Source organism: Nonomuraea sp. NPDC050451 (assembly GCF_044458585.1).
In genome coordinates, this window is record NZ_JBITHZ010000004.1 from 141,618 (window position 1) to 160,412 (window position 18,795).

An 18,795-nucleotide genomic window follows, 5' to 3' on the forward strand; every position below is an offset into this window, starting at 1 on the left:
GCCCGGCGCGCTTGGAGGGACGTGCTCGCTCCGTTCTGATCCTGCGCGCCCATCAGAGACGCTCAACGAAGCCTCCGTAGCCCCCGCGGAAGAACAGCAGCGGGCCGCCCTCGGAGTGCGTGTCGAGCTGGAGCACCCGGGCCACCACGATCATGTGGTCGCCCGCCGGGTGCTCGGCCTCGATCGCACAGTCGATCCAGGCCAGCGCGCCTTCGAGCACCGGGTTGCCACCGGGGGAGCCGGTCCACTCCAGGCCCGCGAACTTGTCGCCGCCCTTGGTCGCCATCTGGGCGCACACCGCCTGCTGGTGCTCGGCCAGCACGTTGACGGTGATGACCTTGGCACCGCGCACCTTGGGCCAGCTGCTGCTGGTGTAGGCCACGCAGAACGCCACCAGGGGCGGATCGAGCGAGACCGAGGTGAAGGAGTTGGCCGCCAGGCCGCACGGCAGGCTGCTCGTCGGATCGACCGCCGTGATCGCCACCACACCGGTCGCGAACCTCCCGAGCACCTGCCGGAAGCGGCGGCTGTCGAGGTGGCCGTTCGCGCTGTGGGGTGAAGGGCCGGTTTGCATGGCGGCTCCGTTGCGAATCCTTCGCTGATGGGGCGTCGGAAGGCCGCGACAGCCGTCCGGCGCGACGAGCCGGGCAGCGTGTGTGCTCATGGTCCGCCTCCTAGTCCACCGTCTGCGCTCTATCATACCAAGCGCTTGCTTGGACGGTAGGTCGAACCGGGAAACCATGTCAAGTTCGCATGCCACACGGGGCGTACGGTCCACTGTCACCCGGTCGCCCACCCCTCCGTTCACGCGTGAGCCATGCGAGGGGGTGCGTTGACATGGGGGAAATTTCCGGCCTAACGTGACGTTTGTGCCCAAGCGCTTGCTTGATGTCCGAGACCGCACCGCGATAGCCGGGGTCGGCTACACCCCCTTCACGAAGGACTCGGGCGTCAGCACCCTCACGCTGGCCTGCCGTGCCGTGCTGGCCGCGCTGGAGGACGCCGGGCTGGCGGTGGACGAGGTGGACGGGCTGGCCACGCACCGCGTGGGCGACTCCGCCGCCCCCACGCTGGTGGCCCCCGCGCTGGGCCTGACCGATCTCGCCTGGCACCTCGACCAGTTCGGCGGTGGCAGCGTCTCGCATGCGGTCGTCGGTCAGGCGGCGCTGGCGGTGGCGGCCGGGGTGGCCGAGACGGTGGTCTGCTACCGGGCCATCAACGCCCGTTCCGAGTTCCGCATGGGCGGCACCGGCCGGGGTGTGCCGGTGAGCCCGGAGGTGCAGTACCAAGCGCCGTACGGGTATGTGGCGCCGCCGCAGCAGTACGCCATGTACGCCCGAGCACACATGTTGAAATATGGCACTCAAGCCGAGCATTTCGGCCACCTGGCCGTCACCCAGCGCGCCAACGCGGCCAAGAACCCGCGCGCCCTGATGCGCACCCCCATCACCCTGGACGACTACCTGGCGAGCCGGTGGATCGCGGAGCCGTTCCGGCTGCTGGACTGCTGCCTGGAGACGGACGGGGCCTGCGCCGTGGTCGTCACCACGGCCGAACGCGCCCGCACTCTCCGCCGCCCCCCGGTGCTGATCTCGGCAGCGGCCTGGGGCGGCGGCACGTCCCACCTCTCGGGCCCGTCCACCGACCCCACGGTGACCGCGGCCGCCGCCCTGGCCCCCCGCCTTTATGCGCAGGCCGGGCTGGGGCCGGAGGACATCGACGTGGCCGAGCTGTACGACTGCTTCACGTACTCGGTGATCGTCCAGCTCGAGGACTACGGGTTCTGCGAGAAGGGCGAGGGCGGCCCGTACGTGGCCTCGGGCGCGACGGCGCCGGACGGCCGCCTCCCGGTCAACACCCACGGCGGCTTCCTGTCCGAGGGCTACGTCCACGGCATCAACCACATCGCCGAGGCGGTCTCCCAGCTCAGAGGTGACGCGGGGGACCGGCAGGTGCCGGGGGCCGAGGTCGCGCTGTCCACGGCCCAGCCCGGCTACATCCTGCCGGCCACCTCCGCCCTGATCCTGAGGAGATCATGATGACGGCCTACCGGCCCGAACCCGACCGGGACTCCAGGCAGTGGTGGGAGCGGGTCGCCGGGCAGGAGTTCGCCGTTCAGGAGTGCGACGGGTGCGGGGCGGTGCGCTTCCCGGCGCGGGCGTTCTGCCCCGAGTGCCGCACGGAGGCGTGGCACTGGCGGGAGGTGGAGCCCGAGGGGGTGGTCGAGAGCTGGATCGTCAACCATCAGCCGTTCATGCCGGGGTTCGGGGTGCCGTACGTGGTGGTGATGGTCCGGCTGGCGGCGGTGCCGGGGTGCTTCGTGTACGGGAACTGGCGTGGGGACGGCTCTCCGGAGCGCGGTCGGCGGGTGCGGGCCGCCTACCGCCGGGTCGACGAGCGGTTGACCCTGGTGGACTGGGCGCCGGTGGACGATGACGGGAATCTGGATGCTCATCCGGTCCAGCGCAAATCCTCCCGCTAGTTGACCTTGCGCCGGAAATTGGATTGGTACCGGAAAATCCCACCAGTCCCACCATCACGAAGCAGCCCCCAGGTTCGGCTCCGAGGGTTGATGATGATGGCAGAAGGCGTCGACACGGACGGCTCGGACTGGCGGCAGACCATGACTGACGGGATCTCGGTGGCAGGTGTGACCTGCGGGTCACGAGTCGCGATCCCTCCTGCCCGCCGGTCCTCGACGAAACCATTCAGCCGGTCGTGCCGTGCCGTGACGGCGCCCGGCCCCGCACACCGGAGAAGCGTCTCCCTGGACGGGGCCCGGTCATGGTCGGCGGGTGGGGTCGCCCGTGGTGACCGTACAGGATGGGGTGGACGGCCGTTCTGGGCGACGGCGACTGCTTCGGAGTCGGTGAGGACCTCATGGGGTGGTCCGCCGTTCTGGGCGACGGCGACTGCTTCGGGATCGGCGAGGACCTTTGGTGACGTGCGCATCCGGAGGGCGGCGGGCACCTGGGGATCGGCGAGGACCCGAAGGTGGGCGAGCGCCTGGGAATCGGTGCGGTCGGCGGTCACTCACGCGCCTGGGGCGCGGTCTCCGCCTGGAAGGGCGCGGCCCCCGCCCGTGGCGGGAAGGCGCGATGCGCGGCGTTGGTCCCTTGGAGGAAAACGCGCCCTGGCGGGCGTGGGGGACCCGCCAGGACGCGCTTCCTGTCCCGTGCGCGACGGCGCCAGGACTCCGGCGAGGGATGGAGTCCTAGACCGTTGGTTCGCGCACGGAGTCGATGGGGGAGTGTGAAAGCTCCCGCTGCCGGTAACGTGCGGCGATGCGTTGAGCTGCACCAACCGGGTCATCAATGGGGTGCGTGACGGGGGCGCCACCCTCCTCATTCCAGACAAAGGATCCGTCATTGCACCACACGGTCAGCTCAGTCAACACCGATAGCTCGCGCACACCGATGCCCATGCTCTGGTAGGTGTGGGTGAACCCCTGGCGACGCAACCCGTAACGCAGTAAACGTGTTGCTTCGCAAGGGGCATGCCAGGGCAGGTACGGCGTACCCGTGCGGACCGGCAACACTGGCCTTCACCCCCTCACCGGCCTTTAGATGGATTTGTACCAACGAATGGATGATGGGCCGGTGGAGGCGGTTCGGTCAAGGGGTTGTGGCCTGCTAGAACCAGATCGTCTAAATTGTTGGAACAAAAGGGGTGAAAGTGGCAAGGTCGGTGCTGTATCAGCAGGTGGCTGCGGAGTTGCGTCGAGCCATCTACTCGGGTGTCCTCGGCCCGGGATCACAGCTGCCGACCGAGGCGCAGCTCATGGAAGACCATGGGGTGAGCAGGAACACCGTAAGGCTGGCCCTGGGCGAGCTCGTCAATGAGGGGCTCGTTACGCGCACGCCGCGGCGCGGAACCGTGGTCAGAGACCGCAGACCGCTGCTGATCTATCCGCAGCGGGAGCTGGAGCCACAACCTTCTGGGGAATTGCGGGAAGCCTTCGCCTATGCCGTGGCGCAGGAAGGCCGCGAGCCAAGCCAGTACATCGAGGTGCTGACGGTTTCTCCCGTCGAGGAGATCGCCAGCAGACTGGAGTTGGCTGATGGGGAATTGGCGGTGGTGAGGCGCCGTCTGCGTTTCGTGGACGGCCAGCCGTACAACACCAACGATTCCTACTTCCCCCGTGATCTGGTTGCCGACTCTGAGATCGCCAGGCCCGGAGACATCGCGCGAGGGGCGAACCGGGTGCTGGAGGAGCTGGGGCATGCGCAGGTGCGCGTCACCGACGACATCTGGGCCCGCATGCCCAACCAGGAGGAGGCCGAGCGCCTCCAGCTCGAGCTCGGCACGCCAGTCATGGTGTATGTCCGAGTCGGATACGACGGGGCCGACATGCCAGTGCGTGTCGCGGTGTCGGTGCTGCCCGCCGACAAACATTTGATCAGATACGAGCTCGATGGCCGCTAACGAGCTCGGTTGAAGGGGTGATCCCGCCGGCTGGGGCCGGGCGCAGCGAGAAATTAGCCGCCTCGCTGGCCTAGGGGAGTCGTGCATACTCCCCTAAATCGCCATTTATCCATATATATCGGGTTGAGGCCCCATTTTCGGCTACGCGCACCATTGCTTCATCACGCTTTGCGTATGCGCGTAAACCCTACGCAACGGGAGTTTTATTATGCACACCAACACGCTGCTTCACCCGCTCGCGCTCCGCAGAGCGGAACCCGAGGACCTTCCCGGCGTACTCACGCTGCTCGCGGACGCCGCCGAGTGGCTCTACTCGCAAGGCGTACGGCAGTGGCCGCGCGGGGGCTTCGGCCCCGAGCGCATCGTGCCGCTCATCGAGGAGCGGGTGCTGTTCGTGCTCGACGACGAGCTCAGATACCTCGACCCCGACGAATCGGCCCCGCCGGTAGCCACCATAGCCCTCGACAACCACGCGGACCCCGAGTTCTGGACACTCGACGACGACCCCAGGGCTGCCCTTTATGTCCACAAGCTCGCCGTGGCCCGTCCCTGGTCCGGCAGCGGCCTCGGGGACGCCCTCCTGGACTGGGCCTGCACCTCCGCCCACGCGGCCGGGCTGCCGTGGTTGCGCCTGGACTGCGCCAAGGGGAACCGGCGGCTGCAGGAGTACTACCGCAGGCGCGGGTTCCGCCACGTCCGTACGGTGGACCTTCCCCATCGCGCGTCCGGCGCCCTGTTCGAACGCCCGTCAGGAGACCTGGCCACAACGGCCTTCCGTGACCTGACCATGGCCGAACTCATCTCCGCCTGACACCCCGCACCCACGGCCCCGGTCCCCCGGGATCGGGGCCAAGCGTGCCTTCCGCCACGCCCGCGTCCCCCCCGTCCGACGGGGAGACGCCGTGCCTCGCATACCAAGACGCATGCGTAGTGCACCCAGCGCGCAGAGGTGGACGGCGTGCTCGTCTGGCGCGTGCTGCGTCGGATGGCGTGGCTCGCGTGCCGAGGCTCCTTCAGCGTGCGCAGGAGGGGCGGCGTGCGCGGTGGGTGGCGGGGCGCGGCGTGTGTGGTGGCCACGCAGCCGCGTCCGTTCGGTGCCCGTGGTGGGCTGTGGGCTTGTCTGGCGAGGGTTGGGGTGTTGGGCAGGGGGCCCCGGTTGTGCGGTGCTGTGGGGGCGTTTGGGGGCCTGGAGCGGGCCTCTGGGCGATGGGGGAGGCCGTTGGCGGGGACTTTTTGGTGTGATCAGCGGCGGAACGGTGCAGAGCACCATATAACCTCTCCTCCATGACCGGATCCCTGCTCGAGGTGATCGCCCTCAACGTGCGTGACGCCGTGGCCGCCGAACAGGGTGGAGCCGACCGGCTGGAGGTCGTCGCCGACATGGCGGCCGACGGGCTGAGCCCCTCCCCGGAGACGGTTGCCGCGATCGCCGCGGAGTGCCCCCTCCCTCAGATGGTGATGCTCCGCTGTGACGCCAACTTCATCGCCGACCCCGACGTGCTCGACCGCCTGAGCCGGGACGCCAAGGCGTTGGCGCAGGCGGGGGCGGCGGGGTTCGTGTTCGGGTTCCTCGACGGCTCAGGGAAGGTCGATCTCCCGGCGACCGAGGCGCTCATCCACGCCGTCTCGCCGCTCCCGTGGACGTTCCACCGGGCGGTCGATCACGCCGCCGACGTCCAGGCGTCCTGGCGGGCCGTGCGGCTGCTGCCCAACCTCGCCACCGTGCTCACCTCGGGCTCGCCCAACGGGGTGGGGCAGGGGCTGCCGGTGCTGAGGGCGCGCGCCGAGGCCGGTGACGGCTCGATCATCCTGGCCGGCGGCGGGCTGAAGCCGGCGCACGTGCCGGCGCTGCTCGACTACGGCATCCGCGCCTTCCACGTGGGCTCCGCCGTGCGGGCGAGCTGGTCCGACCCGGTGGAGTGGCGCCTGGTACGCCAGTGGCGGTCCCTGGTCGAACGCGACTGAGACCGCTAGGGCAGGGCCGCGTCCGCGCGGCTGAGAGCGGCCACCAGCGTGCGGATCGTGGCGGGCTCGTCCATCAGGCCGCCCTCAGCCTCCCGCTGCTCCTCCCACGCCCTCACCCGCTCCCGGTACGCGTCATAGCGATCGAGGTGGAAGGCGTAAACGGTGGCGAAGCGGCTCACCAGATGGGAAGGGTGCATGTCCCACCCCTGGTAGAAGCCGTGCCGCAGCGAATGCCTGACCAGCTCGGCGTGCCGCCGCCACAGCGCGTGCACGTCACCGGTGAGCCCGGAGGCGGGCGCGGCGGCCAGAGAGCCGTCCGACAGCTCCACCCTCGTGCCCGCGAACGCCGTCTGCATCACGTGCCGGGCATGATCGCACGCCGGATGGTCCAGCCGCTGCTCGTGCGGCGGCAGCCCGATCGCGGCCGTGTAGTCGAAGACCCCGAAATGCGCCGCCGCGAGCCGCCCGCCCAGCGACTCCGCCAGGTCCCCGCGCAGGAAGGGCAGCGTCTGCGGCGCCTCCACCTGCATCTCGAACCGCAGCCGCACCTCCAGCTCGTCCTCCAGCCGGCCCAGCACCTGCGTGAACTGACCGAGGTAGGCCTCCATGAGGATCTTGGGAAAGGTCACCGTGAAGCCCCGCGGCAGCTCGCCGGCCCGCTCCATCAGCCCCGAGAGGAACAGGTCGAGCGTGCGCACCGACCGCGCCGGATTGCCGTCGGCGAACGACTTCACCCGAGGCCCCCACCGCCGCGGCAGCGTGCCCGCCGCGTGCATCGTGGCCACCGCCTCGACGGCCTGGGCCACGTGGTCGTCCTCCACCAGGTCGGGACGGACGCCGTACCCGTCCTCGAAGTCGATGCGCAGGTCCTCGATCGGCTCCGAGGAGAGCTTCTGGATCACCTTGGGGTGCACGGCGGCGGCCAGCCCGCCGGGCACCCCGAAGACCTCCGCCAGCGCGGCGGGATCGGGCAGGTGCGCCTTGACCAGGGACAGCGCCTGGTCGCTCCACTCGGACAGGGTGCGGATCGAGAACCGGTCGGCCGGGACGTAGACGGTGTGGACCGGCTGCCAGCCCTCGCCGGTGGAGGGATAGCGGGTCTGCTGGAGCCGGTAGGCCTCGTCGAACCCCTCAGGAACGGCACGCACGGAGCATTGCCTCCAGGCCGACCAGCTTGACGCGTTCGCCCCGGCCCAGCGACCTGGCCAGCTCGCCCTCGGCCGCCTCGATCGCCAGCCACTCCTCGTACGTCACGGGACGCACCCCACGCGCGGCCAGCAGCGCGTCGATGGCCCCGCCGCTCACCCGCGGGTGATCCGAGAGGTCGGAGAGGAGCGTGCGGACCGTCTCGGCCGCGTCGGACTTGTTGGTGCCGATCACCCCGGTTGGGCCGCGTTTGAGCCAGCCTGCCACGTATTCGCGGTCGCGCACCCGCCCGGCCTCGTTCGGCACGGTCATGGTCTTTTCCGAGAACGGCACCCCGGGCAGCGGCACGCTCTGGTAGCCCACCGAGCGCAGCACCATGCCGACCGGCAGCGTCTCGAACTCGCCCGTGCCGACCACGCGCCCCTCCTCCGACAGGCGGGTGCGTTCGAGCTTGAGGCCCTCCACCCGCTCGGTGCCGAGGATCTCCACGGGCCGCAGCCAGAAGCGCACGTCGAGGCGGCGCGGGCGGCCCACCGGGTTGCGGGCGGCCCACGACTGCAGGACCTTGATGTTGCCCTGGACCTGGCGCGGGAAGTCGACGCCCAGGACGACGGCCTCGTCGGGGCGGACGCAGACGTCGGCGTTGGCCAGCTCGCCCAGCTCGCGCAGCTCCTTCAGGGTGAACTTGGCGTGCTCGGGACCGCGGCGGCCGATCATGTGGATGGCCTTGACCTGGCTCACCTCGAGGCGTTCGAGCACGTCGTGCGGCACGTCCGTGGACCGCAGCTCCTCGTGGGTCTTGGCCAGGATGCGTACGACGTCGACCGCCACGTTGCCGACGCCGATCACCGCGACCTCGGAGCTGTCGAGCGTGAACCGCCCCGGATCGACATCGGGGTGCCCGCAGTACCAGTTGACGAAGTCGGTCGCCGCCACGCTGCCGGGCAGGTCCTCGCCGGGGATGCCGAGCTTCCTGTCGACCATCGCGCCCGTGCAGTAGACGACCGCGTCGTAGGCGCCGAGCAGGTCCTCGACGGAGACGTGCTCGCCCAGCGTGACGCCGCCGAGGAAGCGGACCTCGGGCAGCTCGAGCACTTTCCGCAGGTAGTTGGCGATCGACTTGATCGACGTGTGGTCGGGCGCGACGCCGTATCTGACCAGCCCGTACGGGGTCGGCAGGCGTTCGAGGACATCGACCTCGACGGGCTCGGCCGACTGCTTCACCAGAGCCTCGGCCGTGTAGATCCCGGCGGGGCCCGACCCGATGACCGCCACGTGCAACGCCACGCTGCCTCCTAAGACTCGGTTACACGCGTCCCACCAGATGTAACCGGCCGGTGTGATCCAGGTATCCCCGATCGCCGGTCCGGATGAACCCGTCTCTCGCGAACACCGCATGATCGATGCTCTTGCCAACGTAGCCGCTCATCACCGCCTCGGAGCGGAGGAGCACCTCGCCTTCGTCCTCATCTGACAGTACGCGTCCGTCGGCGTTTCTGATCGATACGTCCACACCGTCGCGTGGCCTGCCGACACAGACCTCGGCGTCCCCGGGCGGGTCGTCGGGCCGGGTGCCGAGCCCCAACCCTGCTTCGGTGCAGATGTAGCGGTTGCACACAGGCACGCGGTATCTGTCCCGCAACGCCCTGATCAGTTTGGGCGGGGCGGGCGCGCCGGCGGACAGGATGAGGGCCAGGTCCGGCAGGTCCCCGCCGCAGGCCAGAATGCGCGAGAGCTGGTACGGGGTGCCGTGGAGCACTTCGATCCCGCGCTCGCGGATCACCTTGACCGCGGCGTCCGGGCTCCATTCGGGCAGGACGTGACAGGTCCGCCCGGTCTGCAGGAACATCGGCAGCCGCGTGACGAACCCCAGCCGGCCCAGCGGATGCGGCACCAGCCGCGCGTCGCCCGTCCCCCAGCGCGTCCCCGCCCCGTGGGCTCTGATGGCCTCCAGCTGCTTGTTGCCGAACACGACCCCTTTGGGCGGTCCCGTCCTGCCCGAGGAGAACGTGATCACGACCGGTCGTGAGGGGCCCGGCGGGAACGGCGGCGGTGGCGGCTCCCGCCTGCACAGGCTCCCGAGCCGGATGGGGCCGCCGCGCTCGATGGGCAGCGTCACCACATCGAGCCCGGGCAGCGGCGGGAGCACCCCTGGGGCGGTGATGACGATGGCCGGGTCCAGCCGGGCCAGCAGCTCCGGCCGCTCGGTCCCGATGCCGGCCGTCACCGCGTCGATCTTCGCGGCCGCCACGTAGCAGATCACGAACTCGGGCCCGTCGGGCAGCGCCAGCGCCACGACGTCGCCGATGCGCGTACCTCGATGGGCCAGCCCGGCGGCCACCTGGTCGGAGAGCCGGTCCAGGTCGGCGAAGGTCAGCACGGTGGAGCCGGCGACGACAGCAGCGCGCCCCCCGAATCTACGTGCGGCCTCCCCGGCCAACAGGCGCAACATGGCAGCTCCTGGGGCAGATGGCGCTAATTTGACCCTACCCGCCTTGGAGCCTCGTCAGACGGCTTCGCGCCCCCGTTCTCACCTTGCGGGAGATGGAGCTCACTCCCTCAGAAGAGCCTCGGCCGACGTACGGAGCGCCAGCTTGTCCACCTTGCCGTTCACGTTCACCGGCAGCGCGTCCACCACCACGACCCGCCGGGGCACCTTGTAGTTGGACATGTTGCCCTTGGCCCAGCCGATCAGCCCCTCCGGATCGACGGCGACCCCGGGCCGCGGGACGACGTACGCCACCCCCGCCTCCCCTCTGACCGGGTCCGGCACGCCCACGACCGCCACCTGCGCCAGCGACCCCTCCCGCAGCAGCAGCGACTCCACCTCGGCCGGCGACACGTTGAACCCGTTGACGATGAAGAGCTCCTTCTTGCGATCCACGATGGCGAGGTTGCCCGACGGGTCCAGCACCCCCACGTCCCCCGTGTGCAGCCACCCGTCGCCGTCGACGACCTCCGCCGTCCTCGCGGGCTCGCCCCAGTACCCCCGCATCACCCCGTAGCCCCGCTGCAGGATCTCCCCGCGCTCCCCGGCCGCGACCTCCTTGCCGTCGTCGTCCACGATCCGCACCTCGATCCCGGGCACGGTCCGGCCGGTGGTGTTGGCGATGACGTCGATGGGGTCCCCGGCGCGCGTCATGGAGACGACCGTGCCCTCCATCAGCCCGTACGCGTTGATCATCCGCTCCAGCCCCACCCGTTCCACCAGCCGTGTGATCAGGCGGGCGGGGACGGCGGCGGCGCCGCAGATGGCCACGCGCAGCGAGGACACGTCCCAGGACTCGCGGTCCAGCTCGTCCAGTATCCGGTGGAAGAGCGTCGGCGGCCCGGCCAGCACCGTGATCCGCTCGGAGGAGATCAGCGACATCAGGGCGTCGGGCGTGAAGACGGGGATCGGCAGCATCGTGGCCCGGCGCAGGACGCAGGCGACGAGCCCCGCGTTCAGCCCGAACCCGTGGCTGAACGGGGCGATGATCGGATAGCGGTCGCGGTCGTCGAGGGTGACGATCTCGGACCAGTCCCAGTAGCCGCGCAGGACCTGGGAGTGGTCGATCATGACGCCCTTGGGCACGCCGGTGGTGCCCGACGTGGACATGATCTCGCACAGGTCGTCAGGGCGTATGGCGAGCGCCCGCCCCTCGGCCTCCTGAGCGGAGACGCGCGTGCCCAGGGCGGGCAAGTCGTCCGGGCGGCGCAGGCCGGAAAGGGGCGGCAGCAGGTCGGCGAGAGGGGCGGCCGAGGGGCCCGCTCCGGTGATGAGCACCTTGGCGCCGGTCTTCTCGATCAGCTGGGCGGCCTCGATGCCCTTGAAACGGGACGAGAGCGGCACGATGACCGCCCCCGCGTCCCAGATGCCGAACGCGTGCCGCACCCAGAACGCCGAGTTCACCCCCCACATCGCCACCCGGTCACCGGGCCCGACGCCGAGGGCGATGAGGCCGCGGGCGATCTCGGCCGCCGAGGCCCGCAGCTCGGACAGTGTCATCCGGGTGCCGCCCTCGGCGACCACGATGGCGCCGGGGTGGTTTTCTGCCTGGTCGCGAAGCATGCGGGGGAGCGTTCCCCAGTCCGGCATCGGTGCCATCGGTTGCCCCTAGGTGATGAGAGCGCGGTCCCTTCCGAGGTGGTGGCCGCGCAGGTCGTTCACCGTGCCCGGAGTGGGGGTCTCGGAGACGTCCTGGGCGATCTCCACGTTGATCGAGATGGGCGTCAGCGCCTGGACGGCCTGCTGGATCCGCGACTTCCACATGGGGTTGCGGACCAGGCTCGCCCGGCTGAACGTGACCGTGAGCACGGCCGCGTCCAACGTCCCCTGGCGGCTGATCGACAGGTCCCAGCCGGACACGCCGTCGACCTTGGACAGCGCCTTCTCGATGCGCGGCAGCGCCAGCCACACGCCCCTGACCAGCACGTGGTCGCCCACCGTGTGGGCCGGCGCGGGTATGCCCGCACCGCCGAGCCTGGCGACCTGGCCGGTCCTCAGCACGGTGTCACCGGCCGCGGAGGTGATGACCAGCTCGGCGAGCTCGGCCGCGGGGTCGGGGGAGTCGTCCTTGGTCAGCGCCGCCAGGCCCAGCACGTCGTCGGCGAGCGGCGTGAGCGGGTCGTCCTCCGACGCCCGCCACGCCAGGGCGCCGCCGGTGAACGGGCCGGCGAACACCTCCGTCACCGTGGCCTCGAACTCTCCCGCCAGGTGGGCGATCGTCCGCTTGGAGGCGATCTCGCCGGTGAGGACGATGTTCCTGAGCCCGAGGTCCAGCGGGTCCAGCAGGAACTCCAGGTGCAGCCGGGCCAGGAAGTCCATCGCGCCCGTCGGGGTGATGACCAGGGTGGAGGCTTTGAGGGCGGTCAGCGCGTGGTGCAGGCGCATCCGGCCGCGCGGGCCCACGTCGGCGGCGGCCTCGGCCACGTCGGCCGCGGCCGCCGTCCAGAGCGCCCCGGCGGGTTCGGCGAGTGCCACCACGACGCGCTCGCGCTCGCCGACCCCGCACTCGCGCAGGGCCTTGGCGGTCAGCACGTGGTCGCGGGGGTCCAGCGGGACGGCGCTCGACAGGTCGGGGGAGACGAGCAGGAGCCCGGTGGCGGAGCGCGCGGCGGCGCCGAGGTCGTCACGGGTGAGCCAGCGGGCCATCAAAGCACCATCTCCGTACGGTCGAGCGTCCGGGGCACCGGGTGAGGGCGGGCCGTCAACGTGCCACCTCGGTCATGAACAGCGTCATCGAGTCGCACACCCGCTCATGTGCCAGCCCGCCCACCTGCGCCTGGATGATGAGGTCCGTCGCGCCCGCCTCGGCGATCCTGGCCAGGGCCTTGCGCGAGCCCTCCACGTCGTCGACCACCACCATCAGGTGCTCCCGCAGCGTGGCCATCGACTCCTCGGGCGGCATCCCGGCCGCGAGCTGCCCCAGCACCCGGTGGGTGGCGTGGCGGGCGTCGTAGTAGTCGGGCGGGGTGACGAGGTTGACCTGGCGGCGGATGTACCACAGGACCGCGTCGGCGGCCGAGGCGGTCGCCTCGTCGCGAGTGGGGGCGACGTACCAGGGGATCATCAGGGCGACGCGGCGGCTCGCGGGGTCGAATCCGTGCTCCGCCAGACATTCCCGATATTTCGCGATGTCGGAGGCCACGTCGTCGATGCCCTTGAGCATCGTCATGCCGAGCAGGTTGTATCCGTGCTTGGCCGCCGCCAGATAGCCCTCCAGCGAGGTCGACGCCACCCACACCGGCGGGTGCGGCCGCTGGGCCGGGCGCGGATAGACGGCCACGTCGGGGATCTCGAAGAACTCGTTCGAGCGGCTGACCGGCTCGCCGTCGGCCTGCCAGATGGCCAGCGTCGCCTCCAGCGAGTCCTCCCAGATCTGCCGCGACTTCTCGAACGGCCGCTGGAACGCCTGGTACTCCAGGGGCGAGGCCCCTCGTCCCGTGCCGAACTCCACCCGGCCGCCGCTCAGCACGTCCAGCGTGGCGACCCGCTCCGCCGTACGGATCGGGGACTGGAACGGCAGCAGCACCACGCCGAGCCCCAGGTGGATGCGCTCGGTGCGCTGCGAGATGGCGGCCAGGACCAGGTCGGGCGCGGAGGAGTGGGAGAAGCCCCTGGTGAAGTGGTGCTCCACGAACCAGGCCGTGTCGAACCCCAGCCGGTCGCCCAGCACGACCTGGTCGACCACGTTCTGGAACGTCTGCTGCTCCACTTCGCGGGTGCGACCGCGGACCTCCAGCTCATACCCCAGGCTGATCCGTAGGGACGTCATCGCGCCTCCGAAGTAGTGAACCAAGCGCTCGCTTGGTAGAGCGTATCAGCAGCGAACACTTGCGGGAAGGGCGCGGACCCGATCAGAGTGGATGCCTGTGAAGCGAAAGCACGCGCTGCGGCGGCCTAAGGACGGCCTGTTCCCCGATTTCGCCGACGACGACCTCTCGCTCACCAGCGCCCGCAGGTATGAGGCGTTCGGCCGGGTGATGGCCGCGCTGGCCACCGAGGCCGACTTCATCGAGTCGTGCCGCGACCTGACGTGGTGGCGCGGGGCCGATCACAGCTGGCACATCGAGTGGCGCGACGGGCCGTACGCGTCCGAGGTGGCCTTACTGCTGGCCCAGCAGGTGCGCGACCCCGACTACGACGGCCCGCTCGTCACCGAGGCCGGGCCGGGGAGCAGCGGTTCGGCCGTGCTCGACGTGATGGGGGTGCGGTTCGAGCTGCGCGCGATCGACCCGATCGGGCGGGCCACCGTACGGGAACGGCCCGGCTTCTGGCGCCTGGCCGAAGCCCTCGACACCACCCGCCGGACCAACACCCGCCACCCCTGGGAAGAACTGCTCGGCGGCTGACCCGTTCCCCACGCCCGGCGGCAACCTCCACTCCCTCCCTCAGAAGCACCCCCGCCGGTACCCCTCGAAGGCATCCCTCACCCGCACCCCCAGAGGGATTTCCGCCGGTCACCGCCGCTGTTCCCGCTCTGGGACCTCGGCCTCCAGCACCGCCGCTTTTCCTCCTGAAGGGACCTCTGCCCGACACCGCCGCTTCCCTCGCGGAGGGACTTTTACCCGGCACCGCCGCTTCCCTCCTCCTGTAAAGGGACCTCCGCCGAAGTGCGGCGGGGTGCAGGCGTGCGGGCGCGGAACGCTAGCCGAGGGCGTGGGCCGCCAGGCGGGCGCGATGGGCCTGCGGCGGCCCGAAGAGCTGCGCGTCCGAGGTGGCCCGCTTGAGATAGCGATGCGCAGGATGCTCCCAGGTGATCCCGATCCCGCCGTGGACCTGGATGTTCTCGCCCGCCGCCGCCAGATACGCCTCCGTGCAGTACGACCCCGCGATCGCCGCGTACACCTCGTCGACCGCCGCCACCCCGGCAGCCGACCTGGCCGACTCCACCACCAGCAGCAGATCGGCGAGCTTGTGCTTGATCGCCTGGAACGACCCGATCGGCCGCCCGAACTGCCGCCGCCGCTTCGCGTGCTCCACCGCCATCTCCAGGCACCGCTGCGCCCCGCCCACCTGCTCGGCGGCCAGGGCCGCGATCCCGAGGTCGCGCACGCGGGGCCACGACGAGCCGTCGCCGAGCCGCCGTACCGGGGTGTCCTGGAAGGAGAGCTCCTGCAGCGGCCGGCTCTCGTCCATGGTCCGGTACGTCCTGCGCCGGTCGGGCACGCCCGCCACCAGCAGCCCGTCCACGTAGACCAGCGCCAGCTCGCCCGCCATCGCGTACGGCACCACGCCCGTGAGCAGGCCCGACTCCAGCCGGAGCGTGCCCTCGCCCGGCGCCACCACGGTCGCGGTCGTGGCGCCGTCGGCCAGCGCCGGGAGCAGGTCGTACGCCCCGCTCGCCGTGAGCGCCTCGACGGCCATCACCGCCGTCTGCAGGAAGGGGTGGGGCGACAGCGCCCGGCCCAGTTCCTCGCTCACGGCAGCCATTTCGGCCGGACCGCATCCCGCCCCGCCGTGTTCCTCGGGGACGAGCAGCCCCGCGATCCCCACGTCGCGCGCGAAAGCCTGCCACGGTGCGTCCGGCCGGTCGGCGAGGTAGTCGCGGACGACGGCGCGGAGCTCATCGGGGAGTGCCACGGATCGATATTAACCAATCGATTGCTTGTTTGACATCCGGGTGACCGAAATTTGCCTTTTTTGTACAGTCACATAATCTGGCACTGGTCATCCCACGGGTTACCCGGTGGAGGGTTGACCAGGGAAATGGATATGAACGACATCAGCATCGACTATGCCGACCTCGCCGAGTACGACCGGCGGCAGCGCGGCATCGAACGTCACCTTCTGTCGGCTTTCTTCGGAGGACTCGCCGTCGGGCTCGTCGGCATGCTCCTTGCCGGCAAGGGTCCCGCATGGGTCGGTCAGATCTACGACCCGTACGCCTACCTCGGCCTGTCGCTGGCCGTGGGCGCCACGGCGTCGGGGTTCGGGTGGGCGTTGCTGACGACGTTCCTGGCAGTGGCCTCCACGATGGTCGCGGCCCTGGGCGCGAGCGCGCTGAAGGGTGACATGGCCTTCGACGTCGTCGGAGGCAGCGCCGCCGGGCTCAACTGGACGCTCGCCCTGCTCGTGGTCCTGGGCCTGCTGGCGTTCGCCACCCGCAGGGAGGACGTCTGGGGCGACCTCGCGGCGGGCGCGGTCGGCGCGACGCTGATCGCGGACGTGGTGGACCGGGCGACGCCGGGGTTCATCGACAGTGAGCGGTCGTTCTGGCCGGTGCCGGCGCTGTTGATCGGGTTGCTGTCCGTCGTGCTGGTGCTCGTGCTGCGCAGGAACGGCTGGGGCCGGGTACGCGCGCTGGCGCTGTCGGCGGTGTTCGCCGGGTTGTTCACGGCGTTTCTGGCCGCTTTCGTGTCCGGATGGATCCCGTTGACGGTCTGAGTCCTGCGGGACCTGTGGATAAGCTCGCGCGCGGTGCCACCCGAAGTCGATAGCCTGTAATCCTTCACATCCAGGTTCGAGCAAGGAGTAGCCGTGTTGCTGCGCATGTCGTCGTTGTTTCTTCGCACCCTGCGGGACGACCCGGCAGACGCGGAAGTGCCGAGCCACAAGCTTCTGGTCCGCGCCGGCTACGTTCGCCGGGTGGCGCCGGGCATCTACTCCTGGCTGCCCCTCGGCAAGATGGTGCTGGAAAACGTCACCAGGATCGTCCGCGAGGAGATGAACCGGATGGGCGGTCAGGAGGTGCTCTTCCCCGCCCTGCTGCCCCGCGAATACTACGAGGCCACCGGCCGCTGGACCGAATACGGTGACACGCTCTTCCGCCTCCAGGACCGCAAGGGCGCCGACTACCTCCTCGGTCCCACGCACGAGGAACTCTTCACCGACATGGTCAAGGGCGAATACTCCTCGTACAAGGACTATCCGGTCACCCTCTACCAGATCCAGACCAAATACCGCGACGAGGCCCGGCCCAGGGCGGGCATCCTGCGCGGGCGCGAGTTCCTGATGAAGGACTCGTACTCGTTCGACCTCGACGACGACGGGCTCAAGCACTCCTACGAGCAGCACCGCGACACCTACATCCGCACCTTCGACCGGCTCGGCATCGAATACAAGATCGTGTTCGCCCAGTCGGGGGCGATGGGCGGGTCGGCGTCTGAGGAGTTCCTGGCGCCCACGCCCACCGGCGAGGACACGTTCGTGGCCTGCCATTCGTGCGGCTACGCGGCCAACGCCGAGGCCGTCGTCACGCCGGCGCCCGCCGCCCGCTCGATCGAGGACGCGGCGCCGCTGCAGGTCATGGACACGCCCGACACCCCGACCATCGAGACGCTGGTGTCGTACGTCAACGAGCACCACGGCCTGTCCGTCACCGCCGCCGACACGCTCAAGAACGTCGTGGTCAAGGTCACCACGCCGGGCTCCGACAAGGTCGAGACCCTGATCATCGGCGTGCCCGGAGACCGCGAGGTCGACTTCAAGCGCCTGGAGGCGGCGCTGGCGCCCGGCGAGCCCGCCATCTTCGAGGCCGCCGACTTCGCCAAGCACCCCGGGCTCGTACGCGGCTACATCGGGCCGCAGGTCCTGAGCTCGCTCGGCATCCGCTACCTCGTCGACCCCCGGGTCGTCACCGGCACGTCCTGGGTGACGGGCGCCAACGAGCCGGGCAAGCACGCCGCCAACGTGGTGGCCGGGCGCGACTTCACCCCCGACGGCACGATCGAGGCCGCCGAGGTGCGCGCCGGCGACCCCTGCCCCCGGTGCGGCTCCGGCCTGTCCATCGACCGCGGCATCGAGATCGGCCACATCTTCCAGCTCGGTCGTAAATATGCCGACGCCGCCGGCCTCGACGCCCTCGGCCCCGACGGCAAGCCGATCCGCATCACCATGGGCTCCTACGGCATCGGCGTCTCCCGGGCCGTGGCGGTCATCGCCGAGCAGGCCCACGACGCGCTCGGGCTCGTGTGGCCCCGCGAGGTCGCTCCCGCGGACGTGCACATCGTCGGGACCGGCAAGGAAAACCAGGTGGAGGCGGCCCTGGAGCTGGGGGCCGAGCTGGAGTCGCGCGGGGTGCGGGTGCTCGTGGACGACCGGCCTTCGGTTTCGCCGGGGGTGAAGTTCAAGGACGCCGAGCTGCTGGGGCTGCCGACCATCGTGGTGGTCGGGCGCGGGCTGTCGCAGGGGGTCGTGGAGCTTCGCGACCGGGTCTCCGGGGAGAAGTCGGAGATCCCCCTGTCCGAGGCCGCCGACCGCATCATCGCCGCCCTCGCCTGACCCTTCGCACCGGGCCCTCCCACGAGGGCCCGGCGCGCCGTCCCTTCGACCCGCCTCCGGAGGTAACGCACCCCTGGAGGCTTGATCCTCGCCTGAGGCGAGCCACCCTCGAACGCCACGCACCTCGGGCGGTGATGTGCCTTCGGGAGTTGCCGGGCTCCGGGAGGCGATGCGTTCCTTGGAGGCGGTGCCGCACCCGCCCCCTGCCATCACGTCGTGCCGGGCGCTGCAAGGCGGCGTCTCGATGAGCCCCGCTCACGTGGTTGGCCACCGTGCACGTGCGCCGGGCTCCGCCGTACGCCGTCTCGCCGACGCGGCGCGTTTGGGGGTCCCGTAGGGTTGCCGCGATTGGGGGCGTCTCCCACGGCGTTGCTGCGTTGTGCCGTGCCGGTCGCCGCCCTATCGCCCTATCGCGCTGCCGTCGCGCCCCGCTGCGCCGCGGCCGTTGCGCGCCGCTCCCGCAGCCGCCGTGAGCCGCTGTTGCGCCGTTGTATGCCGCTGCGCCGTTGAACGTCGCTGCCGTCGGACGGCGTCGCGTGCCGTTCCGACGGGGT

The 18,795-nt window shown here is 70.5% G+C and carries 16 protein-coding genes; 8 read left to right on the forward strand and 8 right to left on the reverse strand.

The genetic code is table 11. The features are described 5' to 3' along the window. Positions 1–52: 52 nt before the first annotated feature. Positions 53–574 carry a flavin reductase family protein gene (locus tag ACIBI9_RS15690; RefSeq protein ID WP_397222751.1) on the reverse strand — a complete coding sequence of 174 codons (522 nt, stop codon included), beginning with the start codon at positions 572–574 and terminating at the stop codon, positions 53–55. 295 nt (positions 575–869) lie between these two features. On the opposite strand from ACIBI9_RS15690, the gene ACIBI9_RS15695 reads away from it, so the two are divergent. The 5 genes from ACIBI9_RS15695 (at position 870) to ACIBI9_RS15715 (ending at position 6,390) form a co-directional block, all read left to right on the forward strand. Continuing rightward, positions 870–2,039: a thiolase C-terminal domain-containing protein gene (locus ACIBI9_RS15695; protein ID WP_397222752.1), complete on the forward strand. Its 1,170-nt coding sequence runs from the start codon at positions 870–872 to the stop codon at positions 2,037–2,039. After that, the gene (locus tag ACIBI9_RS15700) at positions 2,036–2,482 is read left to right on the forward strand and encodes a Zn-ribbon domain-containing OB-fold protein (protein ID WP_394489763.1); all 447 of its coding nucleotides are present in this window, start codon (positions 2,036–2,038) and stop codon (positions 2,480–2,482) included. Before ACIBI9_RS15695 ends, ACIBI9_RS15700 begins: the two co-directional genes overlap by 4 nt. A gap of 1,205 nt (positions 2,483–3,687) precedes the next feature. Then, positions 3,688–4,425: a GntR family transcriptional regulator gene (locus tag ACIBI9_RS15705; protein WP_355201549.1), complete on the forward strand. Its 738-nt coding sequence runs from the start codon at positions 3,688–3,690 to the stop codon at positions 4,423–4,425. Between the two features lie 208 nt (positions 4,426–4,633). Next, positions 4,634–5,236 carry a GNAT family N-acetyltransferase gene (locus ACIBI9_RS15710; protein ID WP_397222753.1) on the forward strand — a complete coding sequence of 201 codons (603 nt, stop codon included), beginning with the start codon at positions 4,634–4,636 and terminating at the stop codon, positions 5,234–5,236. 473 nt (positions 5,237–5,709) lie between these two features. Further along, positions 5,710–6,390 carry a copper homeostasis protein CutC gene (locus tag ACIBI9_RS15715; protein ID WP_397222754.1) on the forward strand — a complete coding sequence of 227 codons (681 nt, stop codon included), beginning with the start codon at positions 5,710–5,712 and terminating at the stop codon, positions 6,388–6,390. A gap of 5 nt (positions 6,391–6,395) precedes the next feature. Here the strand turns inward: ACIBI9_RS15715 and ACIBI9_RS15720 are convergent, their stop codons facing one another. From ACIBI9_RS15720 to ACIBI9_RS15745, 6 genes are all read right to left on the reverse strand, one after another. Further along, positions 6,396–7,538: a DUF6986 family protein gene (locus ACIBI9_RS15720; RefSeq protein WP_397222755.1), complete on the reverse strand. Its 1,143-nt coding sequence runs from the start codon at positions 7,536–7,538 to the stop codon at positions 6,396–6,398. Continuing rightward, on the reverse strand, positions 7,522–8,823 hold the full coding sequence (locus ACIBI9_RS15725; protein ID WP_397222756.1) for an FAD-dependent oxidoreductase: 1,302 nt from the start codon (positions 8,821–8,823) through the stop codon (positions 7,522–7,524). The genes ACIBI9_RS15720 and ACIBI9_RS15725 overlap by 17 nt, the downstream gene beginning before the upstream one ends. A gap of 19 nt (positions 8,824–8,842) precedes the next feature. Then, positions 8,843–9,988 (reverse strand): class I adenylate-forming enzyme family protein, encoded by a 1,146-nt coding sequence (locus ACIBI9_RS15730; RefSeq protein ID WP_397222757.1) that lies wholly within the window; start codon positions 9,986–9,988, stop codon positions 8,843–8,845. Between the two features lie 99 nt (positions 9,989–10,087). Beyond that, positions 10,088–11,587: an AMP-binding protein gene (locus ACIBI9_RS15735; RefSeq protein WP_397222758.1), complete on the reverse strand. Its 1,500-nt coding sequence runs from the start codon at positions 11,585–11,587 to the stop codon at positions 10,088–10,090. A gap of 45 nt (positions 11,588–11,632) precedes the next feature. Then, positions 11,633–12,670: a hypothetical protein gene (locus ACIBI9_RS15740; protein ID WP_397222759.1), complete on the reverse strand. Its 1,038-nt coding sequence runs from the start codon at positions 12,668–12,670 to the stop codon at positions 11,633–11,635. A gap of 55 nt (positions 12,671–12,725) precedes the next feature. Further along, complete coding sequence (locus ACIBI9_RS15745; RefSeq protein WP_397222760.1) at positions 12,726–13,793, reverse strand: LLM class flavin-dependent oxidoreductase; 1,068 nt, start codon at positions 13,791–13,793, stop codon at positions 12,726–12,728. Between the two features lie 91 nt (positions 13,794–13,884). Between ACIBI9_RS15745 and ACIBI9_RS15750 the strand changes: the two genes are divergently transcribed. Next, complete coding sequence (locus tag ACIBI9_RS15750; protein ID WP_397222761.1) at positions 13,885–14,370, forward strand: hypothetical protein; 486 nt, start codon at positions 13,885–13,887, stop codon at positions 14,368–14,370. Positions 14,371–14,665: 295 nt separating this feature from the next. On the opposite strand, the gene ACIBI9_RS15755 is transcribed toward ACIBI9_RS15750, so the two are convergent. Next, positions 14,666–15,601, reverse strand: coding sequence for an acyl-CoA dehydrogenase family protein (locus ACIBI9_RS15755; RefSeq protein ID WP_397222762.1), 936 nt, complete (start codon positions 15,599–15,601; stop codon positions 14,666–14,668). A gap of 132 nt (positions 15,602–15,733) precedes the next feature. On the opposite strand from ACIBI9_RS15755, the gene ACIBI9_RS15760 reads away from it, so the two are divergent. Next, complete coding sequence (locus ACIBI9_RS15760) at positions 15,734–16,405, forward strand: hypothetical protein (protein WP_397222763.1); 672 nt, start codon at positions 15,734–15,736, stop codon at positions 16,403–16,405. 93 nt (positions 16,406–16,498) lie between these two features. After that, positions 16,499–18,241, forward strand: coding sequence for a proline--tRNA ligase (locus ACIBI9_RS15765; RefSeq protein ID WP_397222764.1), 1,743 nt, complete (start codon positions 16,499–16,501; stop codon positions 18,239–18,241). The last annotated feature ends 554 nt before the right edge of the window (positions 18,242–18,795 follow it).